The organism is Bradyrhizobium sp. UFLA06-24 (assembly GCF_054967145.1).
In genome coordinates this window covers 1-21,018 of the sequence record NZ_JADFUE010000042.1, presented here as the reverse complement: position 1 = coordinate 21,018, position 21,018 = coordinate 1, and the positions used below count along the sequence as shown (strand labels likewise).

At 61.7% G+C, this 21,018-nt stretch carries 23 protein-coding genes; 7 read left to right on the top strand and 16 right to left on the bottom strand.

Translation table 11 applies throughout. The features are described 5' to 3' along the window. Positions 1-70: 70 nt before the first annotated feature. Positions 71-1,306: an HlyD family secretion protein gene (locus IF809_RS27165; protein WP_462839025.1), complete on the bottom strand. Its 1,236-nt coding sequence runs from the start codon at positions 1,304-1,306 to the stop codon at positions 71-73. Next, entirely contained in the window at positions 1,299-1,751 is a 453-nt protein-coding gene (locus IF809_RS27160) for a hypothetical protein (protein ID WP_462839024.1), read from the bottom strand. The genes IF809_RS27165 and IF809_RS27160 overlap by 8 nt, the downstream gene beginning before the upstream one ends. Positions 1,752-1,902: 151 nt before the next feature. Between IF809_RS27160 and IF809_RS27155 the strand changes: the two genes are divergently transcribed. Beyond that, the gene (locus IF809_RS27155) at positions 1,903-2,358 is read left to right on the top strand and encodes a hypothetical protein (protein WP_462839023.1); all 456 of its coding nucleotides are present in this window, start codon (positions 1,903-1,905) and stop codon (positions 2,356-2,358) included. A gap of 78 nt (positions 2,359-2,436) precedes the next feature. Next, complete coding sequence (gene ppk2, locus IF809_RS27150; RefSeq protein WP_453982139.1) at positions 2,437-3,237, top strand: polyphosphate kinase 2; 801 nt, start codon at positions 2,437-2,439, stop codon at positions 3,235-3,237. Positions 3,238-3,310: 73 nt separating this feature from the next. Here ppk2 and IF809_RS27145 read toward each other — a convergent pair whose 3' ends face one another. From IF809_RS27145 to IF809_RS27125, 5 genes are all read right to left on the bottom strand, one after another. Then, positions 3,311-3,736: a hypothetical protein gene (locus IF809_RS27145; RefSeq protein ID WP_128964351.1), complete on the bottom strand. Its 426-nt coding sequence runs from the start codon at positions 3,734-3,736 to the stop codon at positions 3,311-3,313. 24 nt (positions 3,737-3,760) lie between these two features. After that, positions 3,761-5,461 carry an aspartate:alanine exchanger family transporter gene (locus IF809_RS27140; RefSeq protein WP_462839022.1) on the bottom strand — a complete coding sequence of 567 codons (1,701 nt, stop codon included), beginning with the start codon at positions 5,459-5,461 and terminating at the stop codon, positions 3,761-3,763. Positions 5,462-5,473: 12 nt separating this feature from the next. Then, entirely contained in the window at positions 5,474-8,227 is a 2,754-nt protein-coding gene (locus IF809_RS27135) for a decarboxylase (protein ID WP_462839021.1), read from the bottom strand. Between the two features lie 135 nt (positions 8,228-8,362). Continuing rightward, positions 8,363-10,060, bottom strand: coding sequence for a SulP family inorganic anion transporter (locus tag IF809_RS27130; protein ID WP_462839020.1), 1,698 nt, complete (start codon positions 10,058-10,060; stop codon positions 8,363-8,365). Continuing rightward, positions 10,057-10,740, bottom strand: a complete 684-nt coding sequence (locus IF809_RS27125; RefSeq protein ID WP_462839019.1) for a YoaK family protein — start codon at positions 10,738-10,740, stop codon at positions 10,057-10,059. The genes IF809_RS27130 and IF809_RS27125 overlap by 4 nt, the downstream gene beginning before the upstream one ends. Before the next feature lie 140 nt (positions 10,741-10,880). Between IF809_RS27125 and IF809_RS27120 the strand changes: the two genes are divergently transcribed. Genes IF809_RS27120 through IF809_RS27110 form a run of 3 tightly spaced genes read left to right on the top strand, consistent with a single transcriptional unit; the run spans position 10,881 to position 14,076 of the window. Then, on the top strand, positions 10,881-12,569 hold the full coding sequence (locus IF809_RS27120) for an aspartate:alanine exchanger family transporter (protein ID WP_128964346.1): 1,689 nt from the start codon (positions 10,881-10,883) through the stop codon (positions 12,567-12,569). A gap of 10 nt (positions 12,570-12,579) precedes the next feature. Next, positions 12,580-13,473: an alpha/beta hydrolase family protein gene (locus IF809_RS27115; protein ID WP_462839018.1), complete on the top strand. Its 894-nt coding sequence runs from the start codon at positions 12,580-12,582 to the stop codon at positions 13,471-13,473. Between the two features lie 27 nt (positions 13,474-13,500). Beyond that, complete coding sequence (locus IF809_RS27110; RefSeq protein ID WP_128964344.1) at positions 13,501-14,076, top strand: invasion associated locus B family protein; 576 nt, start codon at positions 13,501-13,503, stop codon at positions 14,074-14,076. A 23-nt stretch (positions 14,077-14,099) separates the two neighbouring features. Here IF809_RS27110 and IF809_RS27105 read toward each other — a convergent pair whose 3' ends face one another. Continuing rightward, a complete protein-coding gene (locus IF809_RS27105; protein WP_128964343.1) occupies positions 14,100-14,765 on the bottom strand; it encodes a helix-turn-helix domain-containing protein in 666 nt (221 codons plus the stop codon). 366 nt (positions 14,766-15,131) lie between these two features. On the opposite strand from IF809_RS27105, the gene IF809_RS27100 reads away from it, so the two are divergent. Continuing rightward, on the top strand, positions 15,132-15,566 hold the full coding sequence (locus IF809_RS27100; protein ID WP_462839017.1) for a L,D-transpeptidase: 435 nt from the start codon (positions 15,132-15,134) through the stop codon (positions 15,564-15,566). Positions 15,567-15,691: 125 nt separating this feature from the next. Here the strand turns inward: IF809_RS27100 and IF809_RS27095 are convergent, their stop codons facing one another. The 4 genes from IF809_RS27095 to IF809_RS27080 form a co-directional block, all read right to left on the bottom strand. Continuing rightward, positions 15,692-15,904 carry a hypothetical protein gene (locus tag IF809_RS27095; protein ID WP_244659268.1) on the bottom strand — a complete coding sequence of 71 codons (213 nt, stop codon included), beginning with the start codon at positions 15,902-15,904 and terminating at the stop codon, positions 15,692-15,694. A gap of 151 nt (positions 15,905-16,055) precedes the next feature. Beyond that, positions 16,056-16,337: a hypothetical protein gene (locus IF809_RS27090; RefSeq protein WP_128964341.1), complete on the bottom strand. Its 282-nt coding sequence runs from the start codon at positions 16,335-16,337 to the stop codon at positions 16,056-16,058. 113 nt (positions 16,338-16,450) lie between these two features. After that, positions 16,451-16,897, bottom strand: a complete 447-nt coding sequence (locus tag IF809_RS27085; protein ID WP_128964340.1) for a response regulator transcription factor — start codon at positions 16,895-16,897, stop codon at positions 16,451-16,453. Positions 16,898-17,014: 117 nt separating this feature from the next. After that, the gene (locus IF809_RS27080; protein ID WP_128964339.1) at positions 17,015-17,638 is read right to left on the bottom strand and encodes a response regulator transcription factor; all 624 of its coding nucleotides are present in this window, start codon (positions 17,636-17,638) and stop codon (positions 17,015-17,017) included. Positions 17,639-17,979: 341 nt separating this feature from the next. Between IF809_RS27080 and IF809_RS27075 the strand changes: the two genes are divergently transcribed. Next, on the top strand, positions 17,980-18,660 hold the full coding sequence (locus IF809_RS27075; RefSeq protein WP_453982127.1) for a helix-turn-helix domain-containing protein: 681 nt from the start codon (positions 17,980-17,982) through the stop codon (positions 18,658-18,660). Here IF809_RS27075 and IF809_RS27070 read toward each other — a convergent pair. From IF809_RS27070 to IF809_RS27055, 4 genes are all read right to left on the bottom strand, one after another. After that, positions 18,641-19,096 (bottom strand): potassium channel family protein, encoded by a 456-nt coding sequence (locus tag IF809_RS27070; protein WP_128964337.1) that lies wholly within the window; start codon positions 19,094-19,096, stop codon positions 18,641-18,643. The two genes, IF809_RS27075 and IF809_RS27070, sit on opposite strands and share 20 nt — an antisense overlap. 16 nt (positions 19,097-19,112) lie before the next feature. After that, positions 19,113-19,289, bottom strand: a complete 177-nt coding sequence (locus IF809_RS27065; protein WP_462839016.1) for a hypothetical protein — start codon at positions 19,287-19,289, stop codon at positions 19,113-19,115. A 39-nt stretch (positions 19,290-19,328) separates the two neighbouring features. Continuing rightward, positions 19,329-20,192, bottom strand: coding sequence for an alpha/beta fold hydrolase (locus IF809_RS27060; protein WP_462839015.1), 864 nt, complete (start codon positions 20,190-20,192; stop codon positions 19,329-19,331). Positions 20,193-20,201: 9 nt separating this feature from the next. Next, on the bottom strand, positions 20,202-21,018 hold an 817-nt coding region (locus IF809_RS27055; protein ID WP_462839014.1), incomplete at its 5' end, for an alpha/beta fold hydrolase.

Here is a 21,018-nt window from a genome sequence, read left to right as displayed (position 1 = left end):
TGTCAGCGCGATCGCAACGACCGACTTTCTGAATTTTGACATCCAAAAATTTCCTTGAAATCAGTTTTGTTTAGTGACCACCGCTGAAGATCAGCGTCTTGAACGGCAGCAACAGAGCCTGGATCCGCAGCAGCAGCGCATGAACGAAGCCGATCGCATCGATGGCATGGAGAACGATCCGCCGCCCGGTCGAGGTCTTCGGATCTACGATCTCGTCGTGATTGCTGGTGTAGGCGTTAACGATGCAGGTGCTGCCGGCGGTCACTCCGTCAAGTCCGCCCTTGTACAGCGGTTCGAGGAAGGCGAGAATCGTTCCGGGCTTGGCGACGTTCTGCAGGTCGATGAGTTGCTCGCCCGAGCGGAACTGGCCCGCAGCGATGTAATCCTGCACCGAAGTCACGACCAGGGGGACCACGACCCATGGCTTCGAGACGCAAGTTGCCTCTGCAACCATTCCTTCCCTCATTACGCCAGCTTCGATCTGCCCAAATCCAGCCTGCAGCCGCTGCCGGCCGGCGCCCTCGGGAATCAGGACGCCCGCCGGGCGCATCAATTGATTGACGACGTCGCCGACACGAACGAGGAACTGCTCGACACGCCCATCCACTCCCGCGCGGATGAACGTCTTGTCGAACTCCACCTGCGCTTCCGAGAGCACGGCCTGCGCGCTCGCCCTTTGGGCCGGCAACAATGTCGAGACCTGCAGGGCCGCCGACTCCTTGGCGGCGGTTGCGGCATCGATGCCAGCCTGGCGCTGGTCCACCAGGACCTGAAGCTTCTCGATGTCCCGTTGCGGTACGATCCCCGGATTTCGGCGCTGCAACTCGGTCTTGACCTCCAGCTCGTCCCTGGCCTGCTGGTAGTTGGCCTTGGCTTCCTGGATCTGCGCATCAGCCTTGACCACTTCAGCCGCTGCGGTTGCCATTGACGCGTCGACCTCCGCGACCTTGCGCCTGGCCGTTTCGAGAGCTGCCGCCTGTTTCGAATTATCCAGCCGAAAAAGAACCTGTCCTTTCTTAACGTCCTCGCTGTAGCCGACATTGACCTCCGCGACACGCCCTGAGCCCTCAGGCAGAATCGGAATAGTCCGGAACAGCAGCGCGGCATTGGTGGTGGCTGGGTGGAAGAAGAAGACGCTGGTGATCAGGCAGACGGTGAGCATCAGGCAGCCGGTGATACCCCATCGCAGCTCGTACCAGACCGAGAATAGCGTAATTTCCTTGCCGAACCGCTTGCCCTGGGCAAAGCGGCGAAAGAGGTAATCGGGAACGATGGTCAATAGCGAGCAGATGAGAAGTTCAAGCATGGCTGTGCACCCTCTCTCCGGCGATCACGTCTTGGCGGTCGTGCTCGACCGGAACTGCCGTGGCGCCGGGCTCTCGCTCTGTCAGTGCGCTCGCGGCCGACGGCGCGTCCGCGATCTTCTCGACGGAATCCGCAATGCTTCGGAGCGGCGTGCTGAAGTCCGGCAAATCGATGAGGGCAAGGATCAGTCCGGCGATCCAATAGATGTGTTCGTGCGTGAAGAGGGAAATCAATCCTAGCACGGCCACGATCTCGAACTGCAGCTTCTGAGTCTTGTGAGCCATCCGCTCCGGAAGGCTGTGCAGATTCCAATAGAAAACGCCAACCCCGAAAACGGCGCCGATCAGGATCAGGCCCGTCACGATCATCAGCACATCGGTCTCGCCAGGCGAGATGATGTAGAAGGGCAGGTGATGTGGTGCCAGCGGATGAAGCTGCTCGCTCAACGTGCTCTCCTGATCAGGGGTCCAGCAGTCACGGACTTCACGCGACTTTGCCGTCCCAGGGCACCGCTTTGCTTGATTTGAATCAACGGAATGGCGCCCTTCCGATCTAGCCTCACTGGAACACTCAAAAGAGCAGCAGGAGGCATCGGCAATGTCCGCTAATCTCGACACCCTGATCCCCAACGCCATGCAGATCCGCAAGGAAGCGGCCCTCAAGGAGGCCGAAAAGGCGGAGGAATATGCAAAGCTCGCCGCTGCGGCGGAGGCCGAAAAGAATGCCTTGATCGAACGGCTGAGCAAACCGTCGGGCAAAACCGAGGACGAGAAAATCAAGCTTGCCGCCAGCATCATCCAGCGTGCGGTGCGCAACGGGCTGACCGAGGTGCTGGTCTATCGCTTTCCGAACACGCTGTGCACCGACAAGGGCCGTGCCATCAACCAGCAAGAAGCGGGCTGGGAGAAGACGCTGACGGGTATCCCGAAAGAAATCTTCCAGCTCTGGACCGATTATCTGAAGCCGCGCGGCTATCGCATCGGCTACCAGATCATCGATTTTCCTGGCGGCGTGCCGGGCGACATCGGCGTCACGATCTCCTGGGGCGACTGACTTACCTGAACAAGTCGGCCTGAATGACGTGGAATGCGCGACTTGGGCTGAATGAAACGCAGCAGCGAAAGGACGGGCATGGCCAAGGACGTAACCGCGAACAAGATGAAGCGGAAGGAGTATGAGAAGGAGCTCGGCAAGCTCCAAGTCGAACTGTGTCACCTGCAGGAATGGGTCAAGGCCCAAAAACTGAAAGTGATCATCATCTTCGAAGGGCGCGATGCCGCCGGCAAGGGCGGGACGATCAAGGCGTTGACCGAAAAGGTCAGTCCGCGCGTCTTTCGCGTCTGCGCCCTGCCGGCTCCCTCCGACCGGCAAAAATCCCAGCTATTCCTGCAGCGCTACATCGAGCAATATCCGGCCGGCGGCGAAATCGTGATCTTCGATCGCAGCTGGTACAACCGGGCCGGCGTGGAATACGTCATGGGCTTCTGCTCGCCGGCCGACCACAAGCGCTTCCTGGAATTATGTCCTCTGGTCGAGAAGTTCGCCGTGGACGCCGGCATCATCCTGATCAAACTGTGGCTCGAGGTCGGGATGGAGGAGCAGGAACTCCGTTTCAAGGCTCGCATCGAGGATCCGCTGCGGCAGTGGAAGTTGAGCCCGATGGACACCGAGTCGTTCGGCCGCTGGTACGACTATTCCCGCGCGCGCGACATGATGTTCGAGGCGACCGACACCAAGCACGCGCCGTGGCGATTGATCCGCTCCGACGACAAGCGGCGCGCACGGCTCAACGTCATCTCGCATATCCTGCAAACGATCCCCTACAAGAAGATCAAGCGCGACAAGGTCAAGCTGCCGCCACGCTCTCATAAGGGGCGCTACAATGACCAGGCCAGCCTGCGCGGGCGGAAATTCGTCGAAGAGCGATACTGATTTTGGTGGGACACGTTGACCGAACATAGATAGGCCGCGCCAACGCGCGGCCTATTCTCTTTGCGCATGCGGCCTATTTGAGCCGGATCGTAACGCCGCCGACAGCTGCGGACACTTCGGCGCCCACCTTCGGGCCGCTCAGCTGCAGGATCACGCCGTTCGCGTTTTGCAGTTGAACCGCGCCAGCACCAGCCGCAACCGCGCCGCCGGCCCCGCCCACCGCGTAGGAGCCTTCGATCGACGCTGGCCCCCGCAAGTTCAAGGCACGCCCGACGAACTTGGTCGTCGAGGCACCCACGGTCAAACCGACGCTCATGCCGGAGACGGTGAACGGATAATTCTTGCCGCGAAGGTGCAGCACCCCCTCGCCGCCTCCCACACCGACGATGAAGCCGCCCTTGGTGAAGACCACGGCGACGCTGCCGGTTTCGGCGCGCGAGGGCGCGCTGAAGGCAGCGACACCGAGGAGCAGAGCAGCTACAGCAACCAGTTTCTTCATGACTTTCCCCTGAGTTTGGCTCACCTATTGAGCCAGAAGCATTGCGAAGTAACCGAAGATCGTGAGCAGGATGCCCGAGACGGCGTAACCGACCGGGAAACCGATCCAGGGCACGGAGCTCTGGATCTCAACCGCGGCCTCGCGGCACGGGCCGGAATGCGACCGCGCACCGGCCACGCCGCCCATCAGCACTGCCGGATTGATCTTGAAGACATGGAAGCCGATCGCCCAGACGATGAACGGCGGGATCGTGCAGGCGATGAAGCCGACGATGAAGATCTTCAAGGCGATCGCGCCCGTGAGCTGCGACAGCAGTCCCGCACCGGCGTTGACGCCGACGATGGCGACGAAGACGACGAGGCCGAGATCCTCGAGCACGTTGCGGGCCGCATTCGGCGTGTTGCCGAAGAAGCGCAGCCGCGACACGATCGAGGACACGATCACGCCCGATAGCAACAGCCCGCCGGCGTTGCCGAGACCGACCTTGGCCCCGAATGCCGGGAATTCGACCATGCCGATCAGGAAGCCGATGATCATGCCGACCGACAGGGTCAGCAGGTCCGTCGACGTGTTGGTCCGCGCGATGCGGCCCCACATGTCGCCGAGCTCGTTGACCGCGGACTTCAGGCCGACCACCGACACGATGTCCATCCGCTCGAGCTTGGTCTTGAGACCGGCCGGAATCTGCACGCCGCCGCGCTCGACCTTGGTGACCTGCAACTGGCCGGCGATCGCCGAGTCGCGGAAGGATTCGAAGGTGCGCCCAACCATCTCCTTGTTGGTCACGAGGATGTCCGCCTGGTCCATGGGAACGCCCAGGGTCTTGGCATCGGCGACCTCGGGACCGATCAGGCCCATCTTGTCGGCAAGATGCTCGGTCGAACCGCCAAGCGCGACGATGTCGCCCTTTTGCAGCACGAGGTCGGCATCGGCACCTTGCGGCTCGCCGTTCCGTCCCACGTTGACGATCCGGTACTCCGGATTCATGGCGCGGAATTTGGCGATGCTCATGCCGGCAGTTGCAGGGTTCTCCAACCGATAAGCGCGCAGCCCGAACTGGCGATAGCCGGTGAGGCCGCCGCCTTCGAGATCCCTCACGCCGAACTCCTGCTCATACTGCCTCGCAGCGGCCTTGGCGTCGACGCCCCACCAGCGCGGCAGATATTTGCAGATCAGGATGATGCCGACAGTGCCCCAGATATAAGTGATGCCGTAGGACAGCGCGATCATGCCGGACGCGTCCTCGGGTTTCATGCCCGCAGGCAGCTTGACGACACCGGACGTGATGGCCTGCTCGGCCGAGCCGATCGCCGCCGACATGGTCTGGGATCCTGCCAACATGCCGCCGGCCGCTCCCGTCGGGAGAGCAAACAGCTTTGCACCGATAACCACCAGAGCAAGGCCGAGCACGCTGGAGACGACGGCGAGGAGGCAGAACTTGAGGCCGTCGCCCTTCAGGCTGTTGATGAAGGACGGACCGACGCGCAAGCCCACGCCGTACATGAACAGATAATAGAATAGGCTCTTGGCGAAGTTGTTCAGTTCGAGCTTCACCCCGTAAGTCGAAGCCCACACCGACAGGCCCGCGCCCACCACGATGGCGCCGGCGACCATGCCGAGGCCGTAGCCTTTGATGCTGGCCCGGCCGATATAGACGGCGAGGCCGACGACGAAGAACAGCAGCAGGTATGGATACTGCTGAAGGAATGTGAAAAAGCTCTGCATGTTCGATCCCCTCTAAGATGCAGCCTTGAGCTTCGGTGCTGCGGCAGGCTTGGGCCTGCCGATCTTCGCCAAGGCTTCGGTGCGCACGAGCTTCAGTCCCTCCTTGGCGTCGTAGCCATGGATCTCCTTCACATCGAGCTTGCGCATGAAGTCGATGGTTTCCTGCGTGATGACCTGGCCTGGCACCATGATCGGGAAGCCGGGCGGGTACGGAATGACAAAGTTCGCCGAGACGAGTTCGGGACCGGCCTTCAGCCGCCGGTCGATCTCGGCATCGTTGAGGCGAATGTGCTCGCAGCCCGCCACGTCATAGGCGGTGTAGAAGCCGGTGCGGATGTCGCCTTCGTTGGTCTTCGCCCCGGCATCGCCACGGAAGCTCGGATGGAAATGCGAGAAATTCGGCAGATCGGGCACATCCTTCATCAGGCTCGTCACCCGTGCCTCAAAGGTCTTCCGCGCATTGGCCCCGCCCTGAGCAAGTCCCCGATCGATCTCGCCCGCGATCTCGGCGAGCACGCGAATGAGATGCGCGACGTCGCTCCGGGTGTTGTTGATGTTGGACTGGACCAGGACCGAGTTACGCGAGGTCTTGTTGACCTGGATGTTGTACTCGCTTGCCAGGATGCCCTTGAACTGGGTGCCGTCGTAGCCGGCCGTTCCGCACACCAAGGTCATGCGGGTCGGGTCGAGGCAGAACTCGTCCTCGTCGAGGCTTTTCAGCGTATTCGCCCAGTTCACGCCGGCCGCGAGATAGTCGGTGAAGCCGCTCTGGCGGTACTGCGCCGGCACCATGGCGTCTGCGCCCAGCACGCGGAAGTATTTCGAGATCAGCGGATTGTTGTTGACGGCGTGGCGGATCGCGAAGGCGATCTCGATCGCATTGGCCACGAGACCGTAACCTTCAAGCTCCATCTGCCGCCGCGAGATATCGAGGCTGGCGATGAGCTGCTGGTTCGGGCTGGTGGAAGCGTGCGTGAACACGGCTTCCTTGAACTGCTGCTCGACCGTATGGAACTCGACGTCCTTCAGCGAGAGCATGGAGCCTTGCCGGATCGCGGACATCGATTTGTGGGTTGAGTTGGTCTGGTAGACGCGAAGGCGGATCTGCCTGGGGTCAGGGATGAGCCTAGTCTTGAGCAGCATCTCGTCCGACGGGTTCTTGCCGAGTTCGGCCTGCTGCTTCTCATAGGCCGCCACGGACTTCGGATCGTGCATCCACGCCTCGATCTCGTTGGCGGCGCCCATGGCGGTGCGCCGACGCAGGAACGGCGAGAAGCGCGCGAAACCGAACCAGGCTTCGTCCCACAGGAAAATCAGATCCGGCTTGATGGCGAGACATTCCTCCATCACGCGGCGCGTGTTGTAGATGTGACCATCAAACGTGCAGTTGGTGAGATCGATCATCTTGACGCGGTCAAGCCGGCCGTCTGCCTTGGCATTGAGCAGCGCCTGCTTGATCGTCTTCAGCGGCACTGCGCCATACATCGAATATTCCGTCATTGGGAAGGCTTCGACATAGAGCGGCTGGGCACCCGCCAGCACCATGCCGTAATGGTGCGACTTGTGACAATTGCGGTCGACGATCGCGATGTCGCCGGGCGCAAGCAGCGCCTGCACGGCCATCTTGTTCGATGTCGAGGTGCCGTTGGTGACGAAGAAAACGCGGTCGGCTCCGAGCGCGCGCGCCGCCTTCTCCTGCGCCTTCTTGATGTTGCCGGTCGGCTCCAGCATGCTGTCGAGGCCGCCGGTGGTTGCGCTGCTCTCGGCCAGGAACAAGTTCGGGCCGTAGAACTCGCCCATATCGCGGATCCAGTCCGACTTGAAGACGGACTTGCCGCGGGCGATCGGCAGGGCGTGGAACGTCCCGATCGGACGCTGCGCGTATTTCTTGAGATTGTCGAAGAATGGCGTGTCGTAGCGATCCTGGATGCCTTCGAGGATCGACAGATGCAGCTCCAGCAGCTCTTCAACCGAATAGAAGATGCGGCGGACGACGCTGGCGTCGGGATTGCCGGCCAGTTCTTCGACGTCGCGGTTCGAGATCATATAGAGGTCGAGTTCGGGGCGAACCTTCTTGATGATCTGAGCCAGCCGCAGCGCGGACGCGTCGGATTCGTCATTCAGAGCCGCCGTGGCCATGATCGAGCGGAGCACCGGCGCATCATGCCGCGAGCGCAGTCCGAAGCCCTCGTTGATGATGACGGCGGCGATGTCGGGGTTGAGCATGGTCGCGCAGAATGCGTCTTCGAGGCTACCGACGATGACAGGCTCGTAGATGAAGCCATCGACCGGACGGCGCAGCTTGCGCCATTCGGCGGCGAGTGCCGGCCACTGACTTGACGGCACGCCCGTCACGATCAGGGTTTCGAAATAGGGCCGCCGCGCCGTGTGCGCGCCGAACGACGGCGGCACCAGCTCGGGCACGTCGCCATTGCCTTCATCCTTCGCGTTCCAGTCGCCGGCATGCTGGCGGAAAGAGCGCGTCGCTAGCGCCTGGGCGATCTTGGTTGCAAGCGCAAACGATGTGGGTCCGTCGCCCGCAGCTGCCGCTTCGCGCAGTGCTGCCATCAGATTGAGACCGGGATAGCCGTGGAACTCCTCAGTCACAGAGAGCTCGGCGAGCGCCGCATCATAGGCCGCGCGATTGCCGACTCGCGCCCAGATCTTGGCTGCCTCCACGAGATCGCGCCAATCGTCAGCCCGTCCGCCGGGACCGGAGAAGAATCGATCGATACGCTTCTGTGCGGGCTTTGATTCCTTGGACATGTCGCTCTCCCGATCTGTCGGCAAATGATGCGGGATCGTGGCCTTGCGCGCTCGGGCTTCGTTGATTCAAGTCAACGGTCCGGGGCTTCTCGTCAGCCGCGGCATGAGGCTCATGTCGCAACGCAAAATGCGCGCTCATGCGCCTCTTGCATCAGGACTACCCAGAACATTGTCGAGCGTCCGCAGCCATTGCGCGCTGTCGGTCTTTTCTGCCAGTCCTTCCGCACGCAGAAGATCGCGCAGCTGCGCGTGGGCGCCGACAATGCAGAGCGCGATGCGCCGGGACGCGAGTTCGTCGTAAAGAGCGTGCAACATGCCCGCGCCGGCGAGATCGATATAGGGCGATGCCGAGAGATCACAGACGACCAGCCGGATGTCGGCCGATTTTTGCAGTGCGTTCAGCACGGCCGACAGGATCGTCTCGGCGTTGATGTAGAGCAGCGAGGCCTCGGGTCGGAAGGCGATCACGCCGACTAGAGGTTCCACGCCATCATGTCGGGCGCTGTCGGAATAGCGGCCGGTTCCCGGCAAGCGTCCGAGAAACGCGATGTTCGGCTGCGATGCCCGCGCCAGCAACAGGAAGATCGACGCGATCGCAGCGAGCAGCACGCCTTGGAGGATGCCCAGGAGCAGCACCGAGACGAGCGCAATGGCGGCGGCGTAGAAGTCGATCCGGCTGACTTGCCACATGCGCACCAACGCGGGGACATCCACCAGCCGGTAGACCGCGGCAAAAACGATAGCGGCCAGCACCGCCTTTGGCAGGTTGGTGAGCAGGCCAGTGAAGAACAACAGACATAGCGCCAGGGCGACGGAGCAGATCAGGAGTGCCAGCGGTGTCCGCGCGCCGGCATTGTCGTTCACGGCCGATTGGGACAATCCGCCGGCGACGGGATAACCGTGGCCAAATGCCGCGGCGAGATTGGCGGCGCCCAAGCCGAGAAACTCCTGGCGAACGTCGAGCGCATAACCGTGTTTCGCGGCGAAGCTGCGCGCGGCGGACACGCCTTCGATATAGGCCAGCAGCAGGCAGCCGGCGGCAATGGGGAACAGCTCTTCGGGCTCGACCAGGCCGAAGGTTGGAAAGGCGAGAGTCGGCAGGCCCTCGGGGATCTTGCCGGTGACGGGCACCCCCATGGCGGGCAATCCGAGCAACGTCGCAGCCAGGATGGAGAGCGCGACGATAGTAATGCCGACGGGCCGGCCCGGCAGGCGCCGCTCGCCGAGCAACAACAGCACGAGTGCGACGGCGCCGACGGCCAATACGAGCAGATTCGTATCACCGAGCTGGCCTGCGATGTGGAAGGCCCGATTGAAGAAATTGCGGCCGCCGCCGGGAATACCGAACAGGGCCGGCAGCTGACTCATGATAATGGTGAGCCCGGCGCCCGCCTTGAAGCCGACGAGGATGCTGTCGCTGACCAGGCGGACGAGACTCGACAGCTTGAACAGCCAGGCAATCAGGCAAAGCAGCGCCACCGCGCAGGCGGCGAGGCTTGCAATTTGCGCGTAGCGAGCCGGATCGCCCGCCGCGAGCGAGCCCACGGTGCCGGCAATCATCAGCGAGATGGCTGAGGTCGGACCAATAGCAAGCTGGCGCGACGATCCGAACAGCGCATATCCGATGCCGCCCAGAATGTAGCCGTAAACGCCGATCTGCGGCGGCAGGCCTGCCAGAGCCGCATACGCCAGCGACACCGGGATCGCGTACGCGGCCAGCGTCAAACCCGCTACCGTGTCGGAGGGCAGCCAGGCGATCTGATAACCCGAGAGCCAGTTGAAGGGCGGAAAGAACCGAGTCCAGCCGCCCGATGGTTCGAATGTCGGCTTCATGACTTCGCCTCGAAGTGCGCGGCTTCGCATCGGAGCAGCACGATCAGCAGCACGATGACCGGAAGACCCAATGCGAGGTCCGGCACGGTCTTCGTCGTCAGCGCGCCAAGAGCCGCACCCAGGCCGAAGGCGCAGCACACGCCGGTGAAAATGCCAGATCGCCGCAATGTCCCAGCGGCAACGCCGCCGGAAGCCGCTGCGAACATGCCTTCGATCGCCTGGCGCATGTTACCGGTGATCATCACCGTGCTATAGGTCGCGCCTTCGACCTTGGTGAAGATCGCCGCCTGCATCGCCGCAACCAGCGAAATTCCCAGTGTGCCGGCGACCTCGGGCATTCGATTATGAAGAACGCCGATAGTGATCAGGAAAACAATCTCCAGCAACGTACTGACGGCGCTGGCTCTCTCCCCCGTCGCGCGGCGCAGCCAGGCAGCGATCACAATACCAATTGCGAAAGCCAGGATCGGGGGGCCGAATTGCAGCGCTCTCATCCAGTCGCCTTCCATTCCGTGGACCCAGAGAAGGACGAGATTCGCCGTCTGCGCATTGGCCATGACACCATGGATGATCCAGGTATAGGCATCGAGACACCCGCCGGCGAAAGCCAGCAGCAATGCGACGGTGATCGTTTCGTCGCGGCGCAGCAATGGAGTGGCGGCAATACGCAATGTGCTCATGGCTGGAACGCCTGATGTCACCGATCTGACCGTCGCCTATTGACGCCGTGCGCGCGGAGAAAAGGTTTGACTTGAATCAAGCCTCCAGGCGGCTTCGGGGATTCAATTCCAGGGGAACAATGCGCTGGGGAATAGCGACCATGGACACCGTCAGGTGGATCATCTCCACCGCTCCGGAAATCTTTCTGCTGATCGCCGTCGCCCTCGGGACCGTGCTGGGCCGGGTCAAGATCCGGGGCTTTTCGATCGGCACCACGGCATGCACGCTCATCGTGGCCGTGCTGATCGGTCAACTCGGCAGCTTCGCCTTTCCGTCGGTGTTGAGAGTCATCCTGTTCAGCCTGTTCGTGTTCACGATCGGCTACAAATCCGGTCCCGAGTTCTTCGCTTCCTTGAGCCTCCGCACCCTCGCCCAGGTTGCCATGGCGCTCGTGCTTGGCGGCACGGGTCTCCTCATCGTGCTTACCTTTGCGTTCGCTTTCGGGCTTGATCCAGGCACCGCCTCCGGTCTTGCCGCCGGTGCCCTGACGCAATCCTCGGTCATTGGTACCGCCTCGGGGGCGCTCGCGCAGATTGGCCTGCCGAAGGCTTTGCTCGAGCAGCAGGAGGCGAACATCGCAGCCGGCTATGCGGTCACCTATGTGCTCGGATATATTCTGACGCTCATCTATGTCCCGTTCGTCGCGCCCAAGCTGATGGGCGTCAATCTCAAGGACGAGGCCAAAAAGCTCGAGATCGAGCTGTCTGGCGGCGAGCCTCCCAAGTCAGAGAACCTGCATTATCGAAAATTCCAGGCCCGCGCCTACCGCGTCTCTGCCGCAGCCGGGCGGACTGTAAAGGCGATCGAGGACGAGATCGGCAGCCGCACGGTGATCGAGCGCATCGTGCGTCAAGGCGCGGATATCGAGCCGCATCTCGACACGATCCTCGAGTCCGGCGACGACATTGTCATCGCCGGCCGGACGGCCGCCATCGTCGCCGCGCGCCCCGTGCTGGGCACCGAGATCGACGCCGATGAGATCCTGAAGGCCATGCCGGGCAATGTGGTCGACGTGCTGGTCGATAACCGCAATCTCCACGGCCGCTCGGTCCAGGATGTCGCCGACCGCGTCGGCAGCAATGCACGTGGCGTCTTCCTGCGGGCTCTGACTCGGATGGGGCGAGAGGTGCCGCTGAGCGCAGACACACGCATTTATGTCGGCGACGTGATGACGCTGGTCGGCACCAGTCGCAACATCGAGCGCGCCGCCACGCATGTCGGACAGATCCTGCGTGCCGGCGATCGTACCGACATCGCCTTTCTCGCAGCCGGCATTGCCGCCGGCCTGCTGGCCGGCTTGATCAGCTTCAAGGTCGGGGGCATCGCGCTGACGCTTGGCGGCGGAGGCGGCGCCTTGATCGCGGGCCTCGTCTGCGGCTGGTTACGCTCGCGCCGGCCGACGCTCGGCGCCATGCCGCCCGCCGCGCAGCAAACACTGAGCGACCTTGGCCTCGGCGGCTTCATTGCCGCCATTGGCCTCGGCAACGGCCATGCCGCCTGGATCGCGATCCAGGCGCATGGCTTGCTCCTGGTCGGCATGGGTCTCGTCGTCACTCTGGTGCCGCTGATCGTGGCGACGCTGTTCGCTTACCATGTGCTGCGCATGAACCCTGTCGTTACCTGCGGTGCGCTGGCCGGCGCGATGACGGTCGATGCCGCCGTAACCGGCGCCTGCGAGGTCGCCGAAAGCCAAACGCCGGTGCTCGGCGTCGCAGTGCCCTATGCCGTCGGAAACGTTGTCCTGACGGTGCTTGGCCCCATCATCGTAGCGGCCACGTTTGCCGGATGAGGAGGATGCGATGCGCTTCAATTCCTCGGTGCGACGGCTGTTGCTGGCGGCGCCGCTCGTTCTGATCTGGTCGATCGGAGCCGCCCATGCCGATGATCAGGCGGCCCCACGACGCATTCAAGAGGAGATCTGGGCTCTGCCATTGCCGCTCCCGATGTTTGCGTATCTCGTGCGCCCGGTAGGCGACGGTCCGTTTCCATTGGTGATCATGAACCATGGCGTCTCGCTCAACCCGACCGATCGCAGCTTCTTTCCCCTCGTCGAGTTTCGCGATGCCGCCAAATGGTTCGCCAAGCAAGGCTATCTCGTGGTGGCGCCCGTCGGCACCGGATACGGCGCTTCCGCGATCGACATCCCCGAGCGCGGCATCTATGGCCCGTTCTTCTCGAAGGTCGGCAAGTGCACCAATCCGAATTTCCGCGATGCGGGCCTCGCTGTCGCCCAGGTCGACCTCTGGATCATCGCGTACATGGCTGCCGAAAAGCGCGTCCTGCCCGACGGCGTGATCGTGGTGGGACAATCCGCGGGAGGCTGGGCTTCCATTGCGCTGTCGAGCCTGAACCCGGCGCAGGTGAAAGCGATCATCACCTTCGCCGCCGGTCGCGGCGGCCGGGTCGGCGGCAAGCCCAACAACAACTGCGCACCGGACAGGCTAGTCGAAACAACAGAGGAGTTCGGCCGCACCTCGCGGGTGCCGATGCTGTGGATCTACATCGAGAACGATACGTTCTTCGGCCCGGATCTGTCGAAGCGGATGCACCAAGCCTTTACCGCCGCCGGCGGCCGCGCCGAGTATCACCTGATGCCGCCATTCGGCAATGAGGGGCACTATTTCATTGGTTCGCCCGATGCCATTCCGATCTGGTCGCCCCTGGTGACCGGATTTCTCGCAGCGCTGAAGTGAATGCATTGTTTGGGCCAGGAGGACGCTATGCTTCTTTGCCATCGCAATTTGGTATCGAGCCGGACTGCCAAGATCTCACTTGCCGCGCTGGTATCGATCGCTTTCACGATCGCAGCGCCCGCGCTTGCCGAAATCGCGCCACGCGGGCAGCGGGCCGCCAACGACATCACGTACGGTGAATGGAAGAAGCTTTGCTTCAAGGCTGCCGGCGCCCCGCTTCTTTGCAGGACCTCGATCTCGGGAACCTATGAAACCGGACAAATGGCGGTTCGCATCGATCTGATCGAGCGAGAGAAAGCCGGCAACGCACGCGTGCAGATCTTCGTGCCCTCAGGCATGTACCTGCGAATACCCGCCAAGCTGAAAGTCGATGACGGCACTTACCAGCCCATTCCCTACAATTGGTGCCTCAGCAATAGCTGCATCGCAGCTGGCGTGGCAAGCTCGAAGCTGATCAAGGAAATGGACGCGGGAAAAACGCTGACGTTGGAAGTCGTCGATTCCAATCTGCTGTCGCTGACGACGTCCCTGCCACTCGCTCAATTCAACACCGCTCACACTGGACCGCCGGCGCAGACGCTCGAGCAGGACATCGAGGAGTGAGCGGGCTCATCGAGCCGCCAGGATCACGCATCGTACTCCGCGAGACCCTCGCGGTCGAGCAGCACGATCTTTCGCTGTGTCGCGTCCGCGAACATCAACATCTTCCGGTCACGCAGCGTTGAGCATGCGCGCGACACCGTCTCGAGCGTCAATCCGAGATAATCGGCGATGTCGCGACGACTCATGGCCAGCGCCATGACCTTGGGATGGCCGAGCCGCTCGTCGATTTCAAGCAGAAATGCGGCTACGCGCTCCAGCGCCGTCTTCCGCCCGAGCAGAAGCATATGATTTTCCGCGTGCTGCAGGCTTCGCGTGACGAGGCCGAGGAAACTGGAAGCGCCCGATTCCCGGCTTTGCATCGTCTCGAGCAGGCTGCGCCGCTTGGTGATGCGAACCCTCGTCTCAATCACCGCTTCCGCCGTAAAACGATGCATTGCGCCATTCTCGAGCCCGAACATGTCGCCTGGCAGATGAAACGAATTGATCTGACGACGGCCGTCGGAGAGCAGCTTGTAGGTGCGTACTGCGCCAGAGATGATCTGGTAGACGTACTCCGTCTCCTCTCCTTCTCCGAAGATTTCGGTGCCTCTGCGATATCTGAATTCACTGCAGAACACGCGCTCGCCAGCGAGAGCTGCGAGATGCCCGTCAACCGGACGGCTGCTGGAGGTGTGGGTCCTGAGCAGCATCGTGGAAAGACTCCGACTGAATTAACGATGCATGAATGCTAGGCACGCCGCGGCCGAACGAATTTGATCTGCAGCAACTTAGGTCCCGCCTACGTATTTGCCCGTAAGCGGCCCGGTCGCATAGGCTGCGCGAAGCCCCCATCCAAAGCACCTCAGAAGTTCCGGATTGCCGAAAGCCGATAGGAATTGCAGAGGCAATGTGTTGCGCGGGATCAACAATGCACGCCGAAACTCACCTAATTTGCAGCAAAGCTGGGGTGGGGACACTCCCAGCCATCGTGATGCTCGACGCTGGAAGGCGGCCGGCCTGGCCGCAGATCCGGCGCAACTTTTCCGTCGGGCCAGCGAACAGTTGGAAGAAGCGAAATGCCTGCACGATCACCCTCGGCCCTGATTTTGGCCGTACTGCTGCTCCTCGGCCTCAACGTTCAAAATGCGCACGCATCAGTGACAATCCGGGTGCAGCTTTCCACCCAGACAATGCTGGTCGCCGTCGACGGAGTCGATTTTGCGACTTGGCCAGTGTCGACGGCCCGGCGGGGATACCGCACTCCCATCGGCACATACCGGCCTTATTCTCTCCAGAGCATGCATTATTCGAGGCTCTACGATTTCACGCCGATGCCCTATTCGATCTTCTTCAACGGAGGATATGCAATTCATGGGACATTCGACGTCCGCAATCTCGGGCGCCCCGTGTCTCACGGCTGCATCCGATTGGCGCCAGAACAAGCGCAATCGCTGTTCGAATTGATCCAGGCTCAGGGACCTCAGAATACAACGATCGAGATCTCGCCTTGATGCAGACCCGTTGCGTCACCTCGATAGCTGCAGAAATTCTCCTGAGCTGCCTGCTCGCTCCGCCCGACAAAACAAAACCCCGGCTGAGAAGCCGGGGCTATGTTGTGCAAGTTATCAACGAGAACTCATCGACGCCCGACACGATCGACCGGGCCGCCGCGATTCATCGGTGTTCCGGGCCGCACCGCTTCTCGAGCCGCCGCACGGGCGACCGGGCGCGGTCGCAGCACGACGCCGGGCCTGGCGATGCAACTCGGCGGATAGTCGACGTATTGGCAGTACACCACCGCGCCTGCGGGGCTACTGCCGACCACGGCGCCCGGAATTGCGAGTGACAAGCCAAGCGCGAACGCGCCAAGCGTCCTCGATGTGATTGGTCTGGAGAACAAATTCACGAACACCTCCTGTTTTCATAACACGAAAGGCAGGACGTGAGGCTCAGCGCGCATATCGATTGTGGACATGCTGCGGCGAGCCCCACACTAGGCCTCAGTAACAAGGCGGATAGGGATAGTACCCGCAGGCTCGCTGATAACGGTACGCACCGTAAGCGGCAGCGCCCGCCGCGGCAGCGCCGTAATAGGCGCGGCGGTGGACCCGGCGATGGACGCCGGCCACGCTCATCGGCGTCAGCGGCCGCCCGACCCTGGCTTCAGCCTGATCCACCGATACGGTGAGCAGGTTTGTTTGCGATGATTGGAGTGACAGCGGAGCTGCCGCAAAGAACGACGCAGCCGCGATCAGTCCGAAGAACTTGGCAATTCCCGTCATGCTCGTCTCTCCCGATCTGATGGTGATCGAACACGACGTGAGCCCAAACGCTTGATCGGGCCGTTGATTAAAATCAATGGAATGTCGATTGTCGCCGAAAGACCGATATCTCGCTAATTTGCACGCCCGCATACCGCCTGTATGGACGCAATGAATGATTGCGGCATGAACGGTTTGTTGAGGTAAGCGGCGCACCCCGACTCCACCGCCGCCGAGCGGCAGGCCTCACTGTCGTTGCCGGTCACAAAAATGATCGGCACGGCAATACCTTGGGTCACAAGCTGACGTCGCAAATCGATTCCGGAGCTGCCATTGAGATCGATGTCGAGAACGATGCAAAGAGCCCACTCGAATCTGCCGTGCCGGATCAACGCTCCTGCCGAGTCGAACAACACCGTCTCGTACCCATGCTCGCGGAGCAGCCGCTTCATGCTTCGTCGCATGGAGGGATCATCGTCGACGACGTAAACGGACTTGTACTCGGGCAAGATAACCAGCTTTCCTTCGAGCCTGGCAGGAGGATCAGGGCGGGCAACCTTCGCTACGATCCGCTTGACCATCCAAGATCGGGAGGCATTGCGCGCCTGGAAAGCCAGTCCGTCAATAACATGCGATATTGTCCCTTTGGACAGGGCGCGACGACTTCTCGGCCTCAAGAGGCCGCACATCAGGACCTTTCAGTGGCTATTCGGATCCAGCATGCCAAGTCGCTCAGCGAGCGATACGAGTTCTGCGAACGAACTCACCCGCATCTTCTCCATCACCTGATGGCGATGTGCCTTGATCGTTCGCTCCGTCGTTCCGAGCTCGTGAGCGATCTGCTTGTTGATCTTGCCGCGTACGATGAGATCGAAGACTTGCCGCTCGCGCGGCGTCAGCGATGCCAGGAGGGCGCGAAACATGCCGAGCTTGATCCGCTGGCTCTGTGCGGCATTGTGACGCGCCAAGGCGCGCTCTATCGCATCAATCAGCTGTTCAGACGATACCGGCTTCGTCAGGAAATCCTCCGCACCGGCCTTGATCGTGCGCACAGTCGTTGCCGTATCGGCATACCCGGTGACAAAGATGATCGGCAATGTCGAACCGAGCTCGTTCAACCGGCTTTGCAGATCAGGACCACTGAGGCCCGGTATCTTCACGTCGAGCAGCACGCACGCAGGTGTTTCACCGCGTGGAAGGTGATCGAGCAACTCCGCCGCCGATGAATGTACGACGACGTCGTAACCTGCCAATCGCAGCCGGCGCTCTATCGCGGTGCGAAACGAAGCATCGTCGTCTACCACATGAACCAGGCCGGGCAATTCCACCTCTCAGCCGCTATGTCGCCGCAGAGCCCACTTGAGCGGACGGCAGCCCAAAGCGTTTAGATCTGAAGGCAATTCCATCCATATGAATGACATTGTGCTTAGCAGAACTTTCAAACGAAACATTGCTTCAAATCATACATTTCGCTCTCGGCTTCTCATCCCACGCACGAAGCTTCGCCCCCCCGTGCGAAGGTACATTGTCCCTTGAGACAATGGACAGGAATATCCTCTTTAGCCGTAAATCAACCTCGGCGGGAGTGGGATTGCGCGGCGCATTCCTGGCAATGGAATTCTGATCTGAGACCAATTCAGCGATTTCGTTGAGGAGTTGGCCCATGTTTGTGCGCAACAGCGATGTGACCTCCCGCTCCAGTTCCCTTCGCGACCTTGGAATGACCAGCGATCTAAACCCCGCGGTCAGCTTGAGCGAATTCAGCTACAAGAAGGGAACGGAGATCTATGGCGAGAAGGAGCCTGCCGAGTACGTCTATCAAGTCAAGACGGGCGCGGTGCGAAGCTACAAGCTCCTGTCGGACGGGCGGCGCCAAATCGGCGCCTTTCATCTTGCTGGTGATATCTTCGGTCTCGAAAATGGCGGTTTGCACCGCTTCACGGCGGAAGCGATCGTAGACACCACCGTCCGGTTGATCCGCAGGCAAACCCTGGAGCTGGTGGCCGACAGCGATCCAGTCGTTGCCAACAACCTGCTCAGCATGACGACGAGCAATCTTCAGCACGCCGAGGATCACATGTTGCTGCTGGGGCGCAAGACATCGCTGGAGCGTGTCGCTGCCTTCGTGCTCGAGATGGACCAGCGGCTGACAGGAGCCGACGTGATCGCTCTGCCGATGTCGCGCCGCGATATCGCAGACTATCTGGGCCTGACGCTCGAAACTGTTTCGCGCGCATTGTCGCGGCTGCACGAGCTTGGCACCATTGCCTTTCTCGGCAACACGCAGCGCCAGATCGTGCTGTCGGACCGTCAAAAGCTCGCCACTATCGATCTGCAGGGCTGAATCCGCCGGCGCCGATCGCGGCGAGGTGCTCCAGCGTCTTGCGCAGGACTTCGAACAGCACGGCGGTCGACCAGCCGAACAGAAGAATGCCGTTCATGGCGGTCATCGGCCCGGTCAAGCGCCATGCTTGAACTGGGGTGATATCGCCGTAACCCAGCGTGGTGTAATTGACGAAGGCAAAATAGAGCAGGTCGGATCCGATTGGTGCAGCGCCGAGCATCAAATAGGCGAGCGCCCAGACCAGGGCCTCCAGCGTGTGCGCGAGCATGAGCACCGCTGCCGTCGCGACCATCACCGCCATCAGATGCAGCCTCGGTCGGCCCGTGTGCCTCAACCCGGCGGCGCGAGCGATGCCGATTGCACCGACCGTCACAATCGCGTGGATCATGATGTTGATCGCGCTGACGAAGCTGCCAGCCAGAAATTGGACTGCCATCCGGGCCGAACGCAGCTCAACTGCGCTCGCGCGAGATCGGGTCGAGACGCTTCCTTTGCGCTCTCATGCGCTTGATCTCCTTCTGCAGCGCCTCGGTCTTCTCGTCGCGCTGTTCCGTCCCGGTCTTTTGCAATTCGTCGCGGCGCAGCTTTTCGAGCGCCTTCTCAACCGAGAGCTTGGTCGTGCCGGCCATAATCTTGTCCTCTTCCCGCCGTTGCCGATAGCGATGCCGCTACCTCGCTAGTCCTCCGAACCAGGCACCGAAATAGCCGGCATAGAGCGCCGGGATTTCGAGATTCATCGAATGGCCGACACCGGGCACGATCACGAGCCGGCAGTCCGGCATGGCGGCCGCCATGGCCCTCAAGTCCGCCGGCGGGATCCACCCGTCCCGCTCTCCCCAGAGCACCAGGTGCGGATGCCGGATTTCGGTCATCCGGCGCTCCAGTTCCTTGCTTTCCCACTCCCGATTGAGATTGACGGGCGTGCCGATCCAAATCCCCTCGGAGACGCTGAAGGTCTGCTCGAGGATACGCTCGAACAGGCGCTGGATATCTCCAAGCCCCTCTCGAAACCGCGGCACGGCGTTTGGTGCAAGACTGTCGGGAACGAACAGGGAGGACGCCGCAGTGGCCATCACCGCCCGCGTCACCTCCTTGCTCGCCATCATCGCGCGAAACACGCCAATCTGATCAGCATTGAAGGCCATCCCGAGCGGCGTAACCGGATCGAGCGCGAACACCCGCCCGAACCGTTGCGGCTGCATCAGCAGCATCCGCGCGGCGATGATGCCGCCGGTGGAATGGGTGGCGAGATGGCAGAACTCGATCCCGAGCGCATCGAGTGCGGCCAGCAGATCCTGCGCATGCTGCTGCATCGCGTAGTTGACGTAGTCCGCAGCTGGCTTCGGCCGGTCGCTGTCGCCGCAACCGCGCCAGTCGATGCCGATCACGCGAACCCCGGAGGGGAACAGCGGTGCGGCGAGCTCGATCCAGTCCTTGCTGGCGAGATTGCCATGGACGAACACGACTGTGACGTCGCCTCGTCCCCACTCCCGCCAACCCAGCTGGATTTCACCCGCCTGCACTCTGGGCATGATCCGGGCCTACTTGTTCAAGCCAGCCGTCGGAGCGGCGCCCGGGGGCGTCGGCGCCACCGGCAAGGCCGAGACCACGGCACCCTTGATCATGCGATCCGTGCCCATCGGAGAAGACGTGTCGACCGTCCCCTTGATCACGAAATCGACGACGTCGGCCGGAAACTCCACAGGATTGTCCGTGTGGATGAAGTGCCCGGTCTCTGGGTAAATCTTCAAAATCGGCCGATTGCCCGCATTGGTCATGCGCGACATGAACGGCGTGATCGCGTCGCGGCCCAGATCGGTCAATCCATTGAAGGCGGGCGTCGGAATGAACGGCTCCTTGTCACCGAAGGCGAGGAAGATCGGTGCCTTGATCTGGGTGAGCCGCTCGTAGAGATTCTTCGGATCATCCTGCTGAAGCTCTGCGCCGATAGTGTAAATGTCGTAGATGAACACGTTGCACCACTGTTCGAGCTCCCTCGGGTTGCCCTTGATCAGGCCGACGCGCTGCTCGGTGTGGAAACGGGCGTACTCGCTGTCGCTGAAGAAGTAGCCGCTCTTGGCCGCAGAGACCGCGTTGGTCTCGGGATCGCGCTTCTTGAAATAGAAGAAGTCGCGGACGTTCTGCTCCGAGCGCTTGATCTCGGCGTCGAGGATTCCGGTCGGCCCCCAGGCTGCCTTCCACTTGTCGAAGTCGTGGTCGAAGGACTGATCGAACAATCTCGCCTTCTTGTCCTTGGCAATCGTGATGTCGCGCGGATATTCCTCGAGGCCGGAGGGAGCCTCGAGAGCGAGGCCCTGGACGGCATCCGGCCAGGTCAAGGCGTACCCCATCACAAAT